16 protein-coding genes are annotated in these 13,701 nt (G+C 65.4%); all 16 read left to right on the forward strand.

The window, feature by feature from the left end:
* Positions 1 to 61 precede the first annotated feature (61 nt).
* Complete coding sequence (locus tag EPL00_RS11190; protein WP_135852628.1) at positions 62 to 3,199, forward strand: DUF5817 domain-containing protein; 3,138 nt, start codon at positions 62 to 64, stop codon at positions 3,197 to 3,199.
* The gene (locus tag EPL00_RS11195) at positions 3,196 to 3,387 is read left to right on the forward strand and encodes a hypothetical protein (protein ID WP_135852627.1); all 192 of its coding nucleotides are present in this window, start codon (positions 3,196 to 3,198) and stop codon (positions 3,385 to 3,387) included. Before EPL00_RS11190 ends, EPL00_RS11195 begins: the two co-directional genes overlap by 4 nt.
* Positions 3,384 to 3,548, forward strand: coding sequence for a hypothetical protein (locus EPL00_RS11200; RefSeq protein WP_162224200.1), 165 nt, complete (start codon positions 3,384 to 3,386; stop codon positions 3,546 to 3,548). Before EPL00_RS11195 ends, EPL00_RS11200 begins: the two co-directional genes overlap by 4 nt.
* The gene (locus tag EPL00_RS11205; protein WP_135852626.1) at positions 3,545 to 4,120 is read left to right on the forward strand and encodes a hypothetical protein; all 576 of its coding nucleotides are present in this window, start codon (positions 3,545 to 3,547) and stop codon (positions 4,118 to 4,120) included. The genes EPL00_RS11200 and EPL00_RS11205 overlap by 4 nt, the downstream gene beginning before the upstream one ends.
* Positions 4,117 to 4,398 carry a helix-turn-helix domain-containing protein gene (locus EPL00_RS11210; RefSeq protein ID WP_135852625.1) on the forward strand — a complete coding sequence of 94 codons (282 nt, stop codon included), beginning with the start codon at positions 4,117 to 4,119 and terminating at the stop codon, positions 4,396 to 4,398. The genes EPL00_RS11205 and EPL00_RS11210 overlap by 4 nt, the downstream gene beginning before the upstream one ends.
* Positions 4,399 to 4,543: 145 nt before the next feature.
* Positions 4,544 to 5,089 (forward strand): hypothetical protein, encoded by a 546-nt coding sequence (locus EPL00_RS11215; protein WP_135852624.1) that lies wholly within the window; start codon positions 4,544 to 4,546, stop codon positions 5,087 to 5,089.
* 2 nt (positions 5,090 to 5,091) lie between these two features.
* Positions 5,092 to 5,475: a hypothetical protein gene (locus tag EPL00_RS11220; RefSeq protein WP_135852623.1), complete on the forward strand. Its 384-nt coding sequence runs from the start codon at positions 5,092 to 5,094 to the stop codon at positions 5,473 to 5,475.
* 114 nt (positions 5,476 to 5,589) lie between these two features.
* On the forward strand, positions 5,590 to 5,721 hold the full coding sequence (locus EPL00_RS24040) for a hypothetical protein (protein WP_274380993.1): 132 nt from the start codon (positions 5,590 to 5,592) through the stop codon (positions 5,719 to 5,721).
* 42 nt (positions 5,722 to 5,763) lie between these two features.
* Positions 5,764 to 6,117 carry a hypothetical protein gene (locus EPL00_RS11225; protein ID WP_135852622.1) on the forward strand — a complete coding sequence of 118 codons (354 nt, stop codon included), beginning with the start codon at positions 5,764 to 5,766 and terminating at the stop codon, positions 6,115 to 6,117.
* Positions 6,114 to 6,668 carry a hypothetical protein gene (locus EPL00_RS11230; protein WP_135852621.1) on the forward strand — a complete coding sequence of 185 codons (555 nt, stop codon included), beginning with the start codon at positions 6,114 to 6,116 and terminating at the stop codon, positions 6,666 to 6,668. Before EPL00_RS11225 ends, EPL00_RS11230 begins: the two co-directional genes overlap by 4 nt.
* Positions 6,669 to 6,714: 46 nt before the next feature.
* Complete coding sequence (locus EPL00_RS11235) at positions 6,715 to 7,422, forward strand: hypothetical protein (protein WP_135852620.1); 708 nt, start codon at positions 6,715 to 6,717, stop codon at positions 7,420 to 7,422.
* Positions 7,415 to 9,034 carry a phage terminase large subunit family protein gene (locus EPL00_RS11240; RefSeq protein ID WP_135852619.1) on the forward strand — a complete coding sequence of 540 codons (1,620 nt, stop codon included), beginning with the start codon at positions 7,415 to 7,417 and terminating at the stop codon, positions 9,032 to 9,034. The genes EPL00_RS11235 and EPL00_RS11240 overlap by 8 nt, the downstream gene beginning before the upstream one ends.
* Entirely contained in the window at positions 9,031 to 10,902 is a 1,872-nt protein-coding gene (locus EPL00_RS11245; RefSeq protein ID WP_135852618.1) for a phage portal protein, read from the forward strand. Before EPL00_RS11240 ends, EPL00_RS11245 begins: the two co-directional genes overlap by 4 nt.
* Before the next feature lie 204 nt (positions 10,903 to 11,106).
* Complete coding sequence (locus tag EPL00_RS11250) at positions 11,107 to 12,351, forward strand: XkdF-like putative serine protease domain-containing protein (RefSeq protein ID WP_135852617.1); 1,245 nt, start codon at positions 11,107 to 11,109, stop codon at positions 12,349 to 12,351.
* Positions 12,348 to 13,316, forward strand: a complete 969-nt coding sequence (locus EPL00_RS11255; RefSeq protein ID WP_135852616.1) for a phage major capsid protein — start codon at positions 12,348 to 12,350, stop codon at positions 13,314 to 13,316. Before EPL00_RS11250 ends, EPL00_RS11255 begins: the two co-directional genes overlap by 4 nt.
* A gap of 11 nt (positions 13,317 to 13,327) precedes the next feature.
* Positions 13,328 to 13,699 (forward strand): hypothetical protein, encoded by a 372-nt coding sequence (locus tag EPL00_RS11260; protein ID WP_135852615.1) that lies wholly within the window; start codon positions 13,328 to 13,330, stop codon positions 13,697 to 13,699.
* Positions 13,700 to 13,701: the final 2 nt, after the last annotated feature.

Below are 13,701 nucleotides of genomic sequence, written 5' to 3' on the forward strand. Positions count from 1 at the left end.
CGAACCATTCTCAGACACCACCCCACGCCAGCCAACAGACCGTCAACCGGGGTGGTGTGGCGTGAGCTGGCAGGTCGTTGGCTGCTCGACCTGCAGCGGCCACTGGCTCACCGACGACCTCCGCATCAAGGAGACCGTCGAGTGCCCACTCTGCTATACCGACCACGACACGAGCACGCTCTCGGTCCGGTTCGAACACGACTCGCGAGAAGTCGCCGCCGAGATCCGGTCACGCATCCTCGCCGAACAGGCTGGCGAACTCGACGCCTACGACGCGATGGACGACTACGGCGTCCTCGGCGACCGCGCCCAACAACGCCATCGCGAGCGCGAGCAACTGCTCGCCGACGAGGCCGACCAAGTCTTCGAGGGCTGGTACTCGCTCTACGAAGACGACGCCGAACGCGTCTTCGAGGAGCGCGACCGCCGCCTCGAAGACGAAGCCCGCAACGCCCTCTCGCACCTACACAACCGATTCGCCGACCAAGCCGAACGAGTCTTCGAGGAGCAAGACACCCGGTTCGCGGATGATGTTTCCCTCGAGCACGACTACGCTGGCGTCGACCACGACGCCCCCGAGGACCTCGGGCGCGAGGGCGGGCTGTCGCTCACCCGCCAACTGCCGGTTAGTCCAGCAACCACCACAGCCCTTGACAAACCGTTATCCGCTTTATCAAGTACTGTCGTGGACGGTCTCCGAGACCCACTCGTCGCCGCCATCCGCGACCTCGCCAACGGCCGCAGCGCCCTCGAACTGCAGGCCATCCTCCACGACGCCAACATCACAGTCGAGGACGCCGACCTCCATGGTCTCGCCGCCCGCATCGCCCGCGGTGACCGACAGGCCGCATGGGAGTTCACCAGCGTCCTCGCCGAAACCGGTGGGCGCGCCACCACCGAGGACCTCCAGCTTGCCCCGCGCCTGCTCGCGCTCGCCGACCGGACGCCGACCGTCGCCGTCACGCTCACCGACGAGTTCTGGACGCTCCGCCGCAGCCAACGCCAGTCGGTCTGCACCTATCTCGCAGCGCTCGCCCGCGGGTGCGACCTCCGCGTCGTCGCGTCCGGCATCGAGCAGCGCCGACTCGTCGACGACCATCGCGAGGACCTGCCCGTTAGCCGCGACGACATCACACCCCCCGAGGAAAGCCGCGACCAGCGCATCGAACAGGCGACCGACGCCCTCGACCCGGACGGCCGCGACGTCCACGTCCTCCGACTCCTCGCCGACGAGGACGCCCAGACGCTCGCCTACCCGGCGCTGGACAGCCAGCTAACGGTCTCACGAAGCCGCCGAAGCCAACTCATCTCGACACTCACCGACCTCGGCCTCGTCGACACGTTCGGCCCGCAGTCACGCAAGCACGTGGAACTGCTCCCGGCTGGCCGCCAGTATCTCCAGTCTCTCGACGAGGAGATCGCCCGACAGCAGACCATCGAGGACTGCGTTAGCGATGTGTGCAATGCGTCCGACGATAGCCGTGAAGACCCGCGCACGCACGTGGGGCCGGAGACCGAGGGAGGCCGCAGCCGCCACCGCCTCCCGGCGCTCCACACCGTCCAGCCACTTCCGCGGTGGGACGCACAGGGGACCGCCGCGTCAGCCGTCGAGCACGGCGTCGCCACCGTGGACTACCCCCTCGCGGAACAGTCTGACCGCGGGAGTCCGCGGTGGTACTACGACGAATCGGTGGACCGCCTCGTCGTGGGTGCTGAGTACTCGAATCCGATGCAGTACTGGGTGTGCGTTGCCAGAGCGTTAGCCAGCCGCCGCACCTTTAGCTGGATTCTCGAGGAGGGCGACCGGCTTGACGACCACGACGAGGTCGGCGCGTTCCTCACCGACCACAAGCATCTGCTCCGAGACTCGACGTGTCTCGGCCATCTGCCCGACAGCGTCGAGGACGGCGCAGGCTACCTTGAGGAACTCGAGCAGGCTGAACGCCACCTCTGTGAGTTGACCCGAGACCTCGCTGGCGGGGAGTTCGAGCAGGTTTCCGAGGCGGAGTATCGCGGCACCGTCACTCGGGAGGCGATGGGCCTCGCAAAGACGATGCTCGACCTCCTCGAGTTGGTCGGCGTCGATGTCGTCCAGCAGGTGCGGCTCCCCCGCCAGAACGATGGTCGCCACGAGATGCTCGCCGAGAAACGACGCAGTACGCTCGTGAAATCGGTCGTTACGGCGGTGAAGCTGCAGGCCCGCCACGGGCGGAGTTCGGTCTACCGCCAACTGTTCGAGCAGGACGAGGACCGCCGGGAGACCGCTATCTCGCCGAGCGTGGATGCCTTCGATGTCGCCGAGATGGCGGGGTCGCTGGTCGTGGTCGGCGACCTTGGCGGCGTCGAGGCCGACCTCGCCGGGGAACTCCGTGGCCGTCTTGCCGGGTTGGACGACCAAGTGCATGAGGATGCACCGGAGATCGCCGTCCGGGTGCCGGTCGCCAGCACGGAGGACCTCGACCGAACCCAGTTCGCCAGCGCTGTCGAACGCATGGCCGCCGGGAAAAATCTCGGGGTGACCCGCGAGACCGTGTCGGCGCTCCGGACGTTCGTCGCGACGCCGCTGGATGCGGCCCGCGCCGTCGCCGCACTCGGTAGTGAGGATGAGCGTCGCGACCTGCGGCTGTCGGAGGTCCGCTACGGGCTTTCGACACTGCGTACAGGACGCGTCTTGCCGTGGGAATCGGACGGTGTCTCGAAGCTCGTGGCGGCGCTACTTGCCGCCACGGACCCGCTCTCCGGCCGGGCAATCGCCGAGCGCGCCGGCGTTTCCCGTGGGACGTGGCAGAATCACAAGGACTGGCTGGCGGCGATGGGGCTCGTCCGGGAGACCGCGGCGGGCTGGCGGCTCGCACTCGCAGCCCACTCCGACGAGGAACGCTACAGCGGGGAGTCGCCGTGGTTCGTGAAACCCGACGACGGCCTGCCGTTCGTCGTGGCGCTCCGGTCGCTCGGGATGCAACTCGCCACCGCCCTCCTCGACAGTGATGGGGAGCGTGGTCGGGCGATGACGGATATTCGTGCAGGGTGGGCGACGAGTCCGGAGACGCTCATCGAGTGGTGGCCGCGAGTCGGTCGCTGGCTCGACATGCTTGAGGCGGTGACCGAGGGTGATGAGAGGGCTCCGGAAGCCGTGGTGTTCGGCCACCAGACTCAGGCGAGTCTTTCTGCTTCGGCGTCGGGAGGTGCGTCGGCGTGACCGACGAGTACGTGGACGTCCGCGAACTGCATCCGGACTACCAGCGTGCGCCGTGCCGTATCGACGGCTGCCCGCGGTCGAAGCTCGTGCCAGCGAGCGCGCTCGTCAACCGCGAGTATACGCTCTGCGAGGAGCACGCGCCAGACGTTGACGGCCTCCTCGGTCCGCGGGGAGTGGTGCGGATATGACGGCGTGTCCGGACTGCGGCCAGACCGTCGACAAAGACCGCCTGCTCGAAGAGCGGGTGTGTCCGCACTGCCAGACCCACCTTGAGGACCTCTATCGGCTCGCCGCCGGACTCCCCGTCCGACGCGACCAGTGGCGGTTTCTCGATGGAGGTCAGTCATGAATCCGAGCGGCGAGACGCCGGACTGGCTCCGGGCGATGAAAGCTGATATCGGGGAGAATCCAGCGCGGTTTCTCGACCGGCCCCTCCCGGAGAACCCGCATCAAGTGCCGTCCGAACATGGGCTGGGGCGGATGATGCAGGACCGGATCGACGGCATCGACCGGATCGAGGTCATCAACGCATGGCGGGCGTGCGAACGCCAACTGCAACGCGGCCGAGACATCGAGGCGCTGCCGGACGCGGTCGACCCGGACGACGTCGACTTCTACGAGCACGATATCGAACCCGGCAGGCGGCGCGTCCTCCGGGCGCTCGAGGACCGCCGCGAGTATCTCGAAACCCACGGGGAGCGTCCGCGCGATCTCCTCGCGCAGCATCGCCACGAACTGCCGGAGCGCTACCGGCCCCACGACCGCGACCTGCCCGCGGCGACTGTCGAGTGGGTGGAGCGCGACGAGTCGGGCGAGGTCGTCGAACGTCGGCCGTGGAGCGAACGGCCGACGGGCGTGTCGAAGGGCCGTCGATTCGAGGCGGCCACACAGGCGGTCGCTGATGGAGGTGACTCGTCGTGAGTCGGGATGGGCGGCCGCAGAAGCTGAACGACGACGAACTGCTCGCGGTCGCCCGGGAGGCGGTCGCGGACGGTGAAACAGACCTCCTTGAGGGCGGCGTGCCTGCGGACGTCATCGCGGACCGGGTGCCGCTTTCTCCGTCGACGGTGGAGACGCATCTGCGGCGGCTCGTCGAGGAGGACCGGCTGGTCCGGGTCCAAGGTGCGGACCCGGTGTCGTATCGGCCGCGAGAGAGCTATCTCCCCACAGAGGAGGGGACTTCTACGGTGGATTCCTAAAGATTATGCTTCATCAACTCCGAATCAAGACCTGTAACACTCGGACTCACGTCCACAGGATAGCCACCCGCTGGGGACACCCCACAACGGGGTGGGTGAACTGGTGGGGAACAGCGACCGGACTCGTCTTCTCAGGAGGCCGCTCATGAAGGGCCCGCACGCAATCTGTCCCAGCAGCGGCGCGGATCTCTCCGAGGACCGCCATCCGGACGACCGCGGTATCCCGCAACGCGAACCCCAGACGCCAGACCACGACGTCCTCTCAACCGGGCAGACACACTCGTCACGACGCGCGCTCACCGCATTCTTTGAGCGCACGCACGGCGAGTACGCCGACGATCCCGAGCGAACGCAGTTGCCGTCGGCAACCCGGTACCTTCGAGCGCTCAAATCCGAGACTGATGCTCGCGACGAATGGGTCTGGTACGCGCTCGCCGAGCGCCTCCACCGGGACGGCTTCAACGTCGGCTGGATGCGGATGGCCGACGTCGTCCTCGTCTGCCCGCACTGTGGTTCGTGGCTGAAGTATCGACCCGCGCCGAAGGGCGAGCTGCTCCCGAAGTGCGGTGTCAACTGCCGCGACCGCGACGAGTTCGTGTTCGGCGACATCCGCCGCGAGATTCGCGAGACATTTACCGCCGCGTTCGACTCGTCGCTCGACCGCGGCCAGCTCCAGATCACTGAGAGATAGCTATGTCCACCGACACGTCCTCGAATCATTCGGCCGGTGAGTCGGTGCCCCGCGACCCATCGGCGTATCGGCCGACGAACCATTTCCGTGACCGATTCCGAGACGCGACTGACGACCCGCCCCGACATCTCGATGGCGACATCGTCCGGACGTGCATCACCGAGGGGTGGATTGACCGTCGAGATTCCGACGCGGTCCGGTTCAAGGCTGCGTTCGACGGCGTCACGTACGTCATCGTTGTCGACCCGGAGAACGGAACGGTCCTCACGGGCTTCCCGACGGCACTCAACTGGCAGACTGCTATCGAGTCCGACCGGTGGACGCGCACCCAGTTGGAGGACATCGACGCCCACCTGAAGGCAAAGTCTCGCGACCAGTCCCGATGATGCGGCCGTCCGGCGAACGTCCACGAGGCCTCCCACACCCAGCACGTGGCGTCCGCTGAGGGACTTCTCTCAAACCACCCTTTACTCTCGATTTCAGTACCCCGAGACCCAGCTATGCCCAGCCAGCCACCGATAGAGGCCGCGGTCGGCGCACCCTTGCAGGTCCGCCACGAAGCCGACGCGGTCGTCGTCGTCGGCATCCGCACCGCGGAGGGTTGGCGTGAACTGAAACGTATCCCTCGATAGCATCGATGACCAATGACACCCCTACCCAGATACCCTCGACAGATGTTCGACCATGACCGAATCGACCCAGCAGCGCTCACCCAGTGGCGCCAGCGTCCCGGCGCCGCCCTGAAATGCTACTTCTTCGCTGGCGCTCTCACGTTCTACCCCCACGAGTACAACGCCGACACCCGGAAACTCGTCACGATTCTCGTGTTCGCGACGTGGGCGGTCATCGAGACCGCGACCGCGACCGGCCTCGGACAACCGCCGTCCAGCCTGATGGTCTACCTCCGCCCTGCGGTCTTCCTCATCCTCGGCCAGATGTGGGGCATCGAAATCGTCAACATGCAAGCGTTCGGCGCCACCCAATCCAGCACTGACGACGACAGCGACGAGGAGGACACGGCGCCATGAGCGTCGAGCAACTGCTCGCGCTCGCCCAGTCGCCGCTCGGCAAAGCACTCGGCGCACTAGTGCTCGGTCTCACCGGCACGCTTGCGCGCTACCGTCAGACCGGCCGCGTCCCCCTCTCGGGACTCCCGTGGCGTGCGCTCCGCCGCACCCTCTACGCGGTCCGCCGGCGCTGGTTCACAGTCTCGAAACCGGACCGCGACCCGGTCGTCCTCGACACCACCATCGAGGACCTCCACGACATGCTCGCCGAGAAGTCCTACAACCCCGGCTGGCCACTCTCCTATCGCTACTACGGCGAGGATTTGAACGCACGTAGATATTATTTCGACGCGACGCGACCGCATCCGCATCGCCAGCTCCACATCCGTGGCTTCCAAACCGACGACGGCGTCGAAGTCCACGCCCACGAGGAGCCCGCGCCAGAACACCACCCCAGGGCGCACCTGAAAGAACTCGACATGCATCCGGCGACCGACTGGGTCGAGACCGCGTGGACTAACACCGACTTCGACCCGCGCACCTTCCCCGCCACGACCAGTAACCCTATTTAAATATTAAATACCCTGCCCCGACGCACCACGACACCTTTCCAGTACCATGAGCAAGAGAGAACGCCGCGTCCACCTCGCGCTGAAGTGGCATCATCTCGACAACCTCACGCCCGAGGAGATCGTCGAGCGCTTTCAAGAGAACGGGTACAATATCACGTCTGCGTCGACGGTTCGCGATTATCTGAACGAGTCGCCGAAAGAGGAAATTATCGAGCAGATCGAGCAGAAGCACGCGGATGTCCGGCTGCAGGCGGCCGAACGCTACGAGCGGTTGTACCAGCAGGCGCGCGAGGACCTCGAAACGCTTGCGGTGGACGACGAGCCGGTGACGGCGATGGTGCCGAAGATGACGGTGAACGAGGATGACGAGGAGGTTCGCGTGTCGGCGTGGGAGCGGGTGCCGCCCAGCGACGAGGAGCGGCGGCCGGAGTGGGCGACCGACCGCGACGTTATCCTCGCGTTCACTGACGGCGTGACCTATCTCCCGCCGGGCGAGGAGTATCCGGTTGGGGCCGAGCGTGGGCGGACGCCCGAGTACCGGCAGGTGGTCGTCGGGTTGGAGCGCGACCAGCCCGACCTCCAGCAACGCCAGTTCGCGCGGAAAGAGATGGCGGGCCACATGCGGGAGAAAGCGGACGTGCTCGGCGTCTACAGCACGGATATCAACCTGTCGGGCGAACTCGACGTGAACGAGTCGGTGGAGTTCGACGAGGAGACCGCGGCCGCGGTCCGGGAGGCAACCCTCGATGAGTAGCACAACGCAGACCGGCTCCTCGACTCAGTCGTCGGACGCGACCGAGGAGGTCGACCTCTCCCCAACCCAGATTCGGGCGGCGTACAATCCGTTCGAGCACGGGTGCTGGCTGGATTTTGCGAATAAGCTCACGCAGGGCTACATGGAGGTCGAGCACGACGACTGGCAGCCTTTAGGGGACCATCACGGCCAGTGGCTGCGGCATCTCGCGGGTGACGCGGACGCTGACGGCGACCTCGCCTTGCTGTGTCACCGCGACGGACTGAAGACGACTATCGTCACGGTGTTCCTCGTTGCGTGCCTCGAATACCGGCCGGGATACCGGGCGATCTGGGCGATGAACACGCAGGGGCAGGCGCACTCGAAGGCGGACCGCGAACTGAACCGGATGATCGACCGGAACCCGTGGCTGATCGAGTTGAACAAGCCCCGCGAAGAGGACTCCAAAGAGACGAAGGTGTTCGCGAACGGGTCGTCGCTCCTCACAAGCTGGCTGTTCGGCGGCATCGAGGGCGAGCGCGCGCATCTCCTCATCCTCGACGACATCATCAAAGAGCACGGTGACGGCGATACCGAGACGATTCTGAACTGGGTGGACGGTGTCTGCACGCCGATGGTCAAGGACGACGGCCGCGAGGTCATCATCGGCACCCGGAAACGTCCGGACGACATCTACTCACACTTCCGAGGCTACGAGGGGTATAGCTTCCGCGAGTTCCCGGCGATTCTGGATACGTGGGATCGCGAGTTCGCCGACGACTACGATTACGACGAACGCCGCCCCGACCCCGAATACTACACCGAGGTCTCGTCGCCGTGGCAGGACGGCGAGACCGTGCAGGTCTTGTGGCCGGAGGCCCGCGGCCCCGAGTTCCTCGCGGAGAAGAAGACGAAGATGAGCGACCACCTGTTCTGGCGCGAATACACGCTCACGATTCAGGGTGCCAGCGGGAATCTCGTTGACCAGTCCGACATCAACGCGCTCGCCAGCGATGGTGGCTGTTCGATCCGCAACCAGCACCCCCCGGAAGAGCTATCGCCCGGCACAGGAGAGGCGACGGTCGTTGCCCATGACCCGGCGCAGTCGAAGACGGGGGACAACGCGGCGTTCGTCGCCTTCCACGTCCAGCGGGACGGTCGCCGACGCCTCCTTGACGCGCGCGCCGACACCGGCCTCCAGCCCAGCGAAATTCGTGCGGAACTCCTCGACCTCGACCAGCGCTACGACCCCGCGCTTGTCGTCATCGAGTCCAACGGCATGCAGCAGTACGTCGCCAACGACGCCATCGAATTCAGTCCAAGTCTGCGGTCCAAGATCACGTCGATTCCGACCACCGGCCAGAAACACAGCTGGGAGAACGGCATCCCACGGTTGCGGACGCTTGTCGAGAACGGCGGCATCCAGTTCTATCGCGGCCACCAGCCAACCGAAGACTTCGTCCAAGCCGCCCTGTCGCTAGAACTCAAAGACGGCAAGCTGTCGGGACACACCCCTGACCTCATCGCGGCATGGTACATGGCCGAACAAGGCCTCCGGAAGTTAGAGGCAGCAGGCCTCCTCGACGCCGACACCAGCCCTGATGACGATTCGAACGGAGTGAGCTACCTATGACAGACCGTTCAAACGACGATTCAGAACCGACGGTATCGCTGTCCATCTCAACGCCCGGCAACAAGCGAGCGCTGGAGAAAGCCGAAGAATCAACCCAGCTCGACGAGCGCCGCATCGCGACCGACGTTGGCCGCGGCATCGTCCCACCATACGACCCCGAAACGCTCGCGGCGTTCCAGGAACTCAACGAAACCCATCAAGCATGTCTGCGGAAGAAAGCGCGCTACGAGGTCGGCTACGGCTTCGACATCGCCCCTCACCCGAGCGCGGACGACCCCGACACCGGACCGGGGACCGCCCACCAAACAGTACATGATTTCTGGCACGGCTCGGAGTCACGCTGGCAGATCGGTCCTGAGGGCACGGCCGCGTCAACTCCCGAGGAGGTCCTCGAACTCAGCCGTCTCGACTACCACGGCGTTGGCTGGGCCGCGCTCGAAATCCTCGTCGAAGGCGACGGCAGCCCCGTCGGCCTCGCACATGTGCCCGCAGCGACCGTCCGCGTCCGCAAGACCACCACTACCGTCGAAACCGCTGACGGCGAAGAGCAAGAAGAAATCATGAGCGGGCATGGGTACGTCCAGATCCGGCAGGGCCGCCGCCGATACTTCGGCGAGGCAGGCGACCGCTACGGCGACGACCCGACGTTCGTCGACCGGGAGACCGGCGAGGTCGCCGACAGCGCTGAGGCGCTCGACAACAAGCCCGCGAATGAACTCCTCTTCGTTCCGAACCCAAGTCCGATCAGTCTCTACTATGGCATCCCGGACTGGGTCGCGGCGATGCGGACGATGGCCGCCGACGAGGCCGCGCAAGAGTGGAACCACGACATCTTCGACAACCTCGGGATTCCGCACTACGCCATCAAAGTCACCGGCGGCAAACTCACCGAGGAGTCGAAAGACCAACTTCGAGAGCTCCAACAGAACCTGAAAGGCGAACCGTACCGAACGGCCATCCTCGAAGTCGACGAGTTCGAGCAGCAGACCCCCTTGGAGGCTGAGGATGGTAGCGATGTCGAGATCGAGTTCGAGCCCTTAGGAGCGACGGACTCGAACGACATGGAGTTCCAAGCGTTCCGCGAACGTAACGAACACGAGATCGCGAAAGTCCACGAAGTCCCGCCACTCCTCATCAACGTCACCAGCACGAGCAACCGGTCGAACAGTGAGGCACAAGTCCGCGAGTTCGCCGAGGACGTTATCGCACCCGAGCAAGCGAAGTTCGAGGCTCGGCTGTACCGGATTCTCCATCAGACCGCACTCGGCGTCGACGAGTGGACCATCGACTTCGAGCTCCGGGGCGCGGACCGCCCCGCCGAAGAAGCGCGGACTGCACGCACGAAGATTCAGGCGGTCCGCGGCGCAGTGCCGGTCGACCGAGCGCTGGAGATGATCGGCGAGGACCCACTCCCCGACGACCATCCGGTCGACGGCGAGACGCTCGTCGCGAACGTCGGCAGCGACGCCGACGAGACGCTTGGATCAGCGGTGCAGGCCAGCCGTCCGGAAGATGCGCCACCAGCGGAGAACAAGGTTGGCGAACGCCCCGGTGTCACCGTCGAGTTGGACGACCCGCTCTCGCCGGAGCAGACTCGCGTCGACATGATGCAGTTCGACTCCTCGAACCTCGTCGCTGGATTGTACGACCGACAGACGCGCGACCTCTATATCCGGTTTCACGGCGACCCCGTCGACCGAATCTACGTCTACCTCGATGTCTCCGAAGAGACGTGGGCGGGCCTGAAGGACGCCTCCTCACATGGGTCGTATCACCACGAGCACATCAAGTGGGACTTCGTCTACGAGGAGTTAACCGACACAACTGGCTGGCCGCAGATCGGGGCCGCAGCGCCGACTGACGACTGACGAGCGCGACGATGACCGTCAGCACGGAAGCACCTCGACTCCCCGTGCGAGCGAGATCTGACCGAGGACAATCCCGATTCTACCATGAGCGAAAATAGTGACAAAGAGCGCGGTGAAAAGCGCGGCGTCCTCTCATCCGGTCGTGCCAAAGACCTCGACGACGCCAGCGACTCCACCGCCAACGACGACGACGAGGATTGATAGATGACCGAACAGCGCGACGAACAGCACTACGAGAAGCGCGTCGACTACGTCCAGAAAGACGCAGACGCCCAGTCCGCGACGGGCGTCGTGATGGTGCCGTGGATGGTTGACCATCACGGCGACTGGGAACGCCCCGAGACGATTCAGGCGTTCGCCGCACAGTTCGAGGCGTTCATCGATGTCGAGGAGGCCGACGGCGGCGTGATGCATGCTGTCTGGCCGAGCGACTGGATGACGCTCGAACGGAACGAGGTGTTCGACGAGGCCGAGGAGATCGGTGGCCAGACCGTCGAGGCGGGCACGTGGGTCCAGACGTGGGCCTACCACGACGACGAACTCTGGAGTCTCGTCGAGGACGACATCCTCGGCGGGCACTCTATCGGCGCGGTCAACGTCGACTGGACGTACACCGGCAGCGACGCCGACGACCTCCCCGACGAGGTCTCGGTCCCGGACGCGGTCGATGTCGAGGAGTACTGGGAGTTGACAGACGGCATCATGCAGGAGGTCAGTGCGGTCGACATCCCGGCGGTGCCTGACGCCCAGATTCTCTCGACCTCGAAGGCGCGAGCGGCGACCGCGGAGAAGCGCCTCGCCGACCATCTCGGGAACCGTGACGGGTTCATCGAAGAAGCGTTGGAGCGCGGGCACAGCGAAGAGGACGCCGAACGGCTGTGGGACGTGCTCGACCGTGGAATCAACGTCGAGGGCGCTGGTGAGCCCGGTGCGGCGAGTAAGCTGACGAGCGCGGCGACAGCGTTCCTCAACACGTTGACCGGGGCCTCCGGTGGCGAAACGACGGACGCGACGACGGCCGAGGTCTCGGAGACTGCCGACGAATCAACTGCTAAAGACGCTCCCGGCGGCGACACGTCGGACGGCGATGGCAGCACCACTGCCACTGACGATTCTGACATGACTAACGGAGACGACGAGCCCCCCGAGTGGGCACAAGACCTGATCGAACAGACCAAGGACAACGCCGAGCGGCTGGACGAGATCCAGAACGCAGACGGCGATAGCGACCTGCTGGCGGACGCCCCTGAATGGGCACAAGAGATCGGCAAACAGACGCAGAAGAACGCCGAGCGCATCGACGCGATCAGCAAGCAGACTGGCGCGACCGAATCCCAGCAGCTCGGCGGCGCGGAGAAGGGCGGGGACGACGAGGGCGGCCTCACCGAGCGACAAGCATTCTTCATCCCGGAAAGCAAGGCTCGCGAAGTCACGGGAGGTAGTCGATGAACGGAAACTACGCAGGCATGACCGGCGTCCGGAAGAGTAACGAAGAAGCGCTGAAGGACATCGCGCCGGGCGACCTCTCGGGCGGCGTGATGCCGCGTGACCTCTTCGAGGACTGGTACCGGCGCGTGCAGGACACGTCCATGCTGATGGACATGGTCCGCACCGAGATCCTCCCGCGGCCGAAGATGGAACTCGCCCGCATCGGCGTCGGCGAACGCATGCGCCGCGGCGCTGGCACCGAGGAGGGGACCAGCGGCGGTAGCGCAGAGGTGAACACGGACGGCATCGAGATGGACGCTGAGAAGGGCGTGCTGTCGTGGGACCTCCCGCGGGAGACCGTCGAGGACACCATCGGGCAGGTCGACGAGATCGTGCTCGACAAGATGGCGCGCCAGTGGAGCGTGGACACGCAGGATCTCGGTATCAACGGCGACACCGCTGACGCGTCGGGCGGCGACACGCAGGCGTTCCTCAGCCAGAACGATGGCTGGCTGAAACTCCTCAACAACCGTACGGACACGAACACCTACGACCACACGGGCGGCGCAATCGACACGTCGCTGTTCCACGAGGCGCGGGCGGCGCTCCCTAACCGGTTCAAGCGGTCGGCGACGGTGAACGAACCCGTCTACATGATGAACCTCAGCCAGATCGAGGACTGGGAATACGAACTCACCCAGCGTGAGGACCCGCTCGGCGCTGCGGTCATCTTCAGCGACGACGACCTGACGCCATTCAACTACGACGTGTACGGGTTCGCTGGCTGGCCCGAGGGCACGGCGCTGTTCACCTACCCCGAGAACCTCATCTACGGCGTCTGGCGCGACACCGAAATCGAGGTGCTGGACGCGACGGACAAGACCGCCGAGAACGACCTGTTCGCCCGCTACTTCATGCGCACTCGCGACGACTTCCAAGTCGAAGACGAGGAGGGTGCGGTCCTCATCAACAACATCGCGGTGTGAGGTGACCCAAGATGCCACAAGCCACATATACGGCTGACGGCGGCCACTACCGCGTCGGTGGCGTCGGCTTCGACCCCGGCGACACCAAGACCATCGACGAGGAACTCGCCAGCTACCTCGACGACCACCGCGACTTCGAGGTCGAGAGCGGCGACAGCGACCGCGACCCGGATGTTGGCGAGTCGAACAGCGCTGCCAGCGAGGCGTTCGCTGGCGAGGGCTTCTCGGAGTCCGACTGGCTGGCCAACGACTACCAAGACCGTGCGGAGGCAGTCACAGCGGGCAACCTCGACGACTCCCTCGACGCGGTCGAAGCCGTGGAAACCAGCGACACCGTTCTCGAAGCGGTCGACGACCGGCGCGCCGAACTTGCGGAGGACTAACC

The organism is Halorussus salinus (assembly GCF_004765815.2).
Lineage (GTDB): Archaea > Halobacteriota > Halobacteria > Halobacteriales > Haladaptataceae > Halorussus > Halorussus salinus.

Coding starts and splice junctions, on each gene's coding strand:
- EPL00_RS11240 (WP_135852619.1), top strand. CDS start 7,415: ATGAGTAGCACAACGCAGACCGGCTCCTCGACTCAGTCGTCGGACGCG.
- EPL00_RS11250 (WP_135852617.1), top strand. CDS start 11,107: ATGACCGAACAGCGCGACGAACAGCACTACGAGAAGCGCGTCGACTAC.
- EPL00_RS11205 (WP_135852626.1), top strand. CDS start 3,545: ATGAATCCGAGCGGCGAGACGCCGGACTGGCTCCGGGCGATGAAAGCT.
- EPL00_RS11260 (WP_135852615.1), top strand. CDS start 13,328: ATGCCACAAGCCACATATACGGCTGACGGCGGCCACTACCGCGTCGGT.
- EPL00_RS11230 (WP_135852621.1), top strand. CDS start 6,114: ATGAGCGTCGAGCAACTGCTCGCGCTCGCCCAGTCGCCGCTCGGCAAA.
- EPL00_RS11220 (WP_135852623.1), top strand. CDS start 5,092: ATGTCCACCGACACGTCCTCGAATCATTCGGCCGGTGAGTCGGTGCCC.
- EPL00_RS11255 (WP_135852616.1), top strand. CDS start 12,348: ATGAACGGAAACTACGCAGGCATGACCGGCGTCCGGAAGAGTAACGAA.
- EPL00_RS24040 (WP_274380993.1), top strand. CDS start 5,590: ATGCCCAGCCAGCCACCGATAGAGGCCGCGGTCGGCGCACCCTTGCAG.
- EPL00_RS11245 (WP_135852618.1), top strand. CDS start 9,031: ATGACAGACCGTTCAAACGACGATTCAGAACCGACGGTATCGCTGTCC.
- EPL00_RS11215 (WP_135852624.1), top strand. CDS start 4,544: ATGAAGGGCCCGCACGCAATCTGTCCCAGCAGCGGCGCGGATCTCTCC.
- EPL00_RS11225 (WP_135852622.1), top strand. CDS start 5,764: ATGTTCGACCATGACCGAATCGACCCAGCAGCGCTCACCCAGTGGCGC.
- EPL00_RS11200 (WP_162224200.1), top strand. CDS start 3,384: ATGACGGCGTGTCCGGACTGCGGCCAGACCGTCGACAAAGACCGCCTG.
- EPL00_RS11235 (WP_135852620.1), top strand. CDS start 6,715: ATGAGCAAGAGAGAACGCCGCGTCCACCTCGCGCTGAAGTGGCATCAT.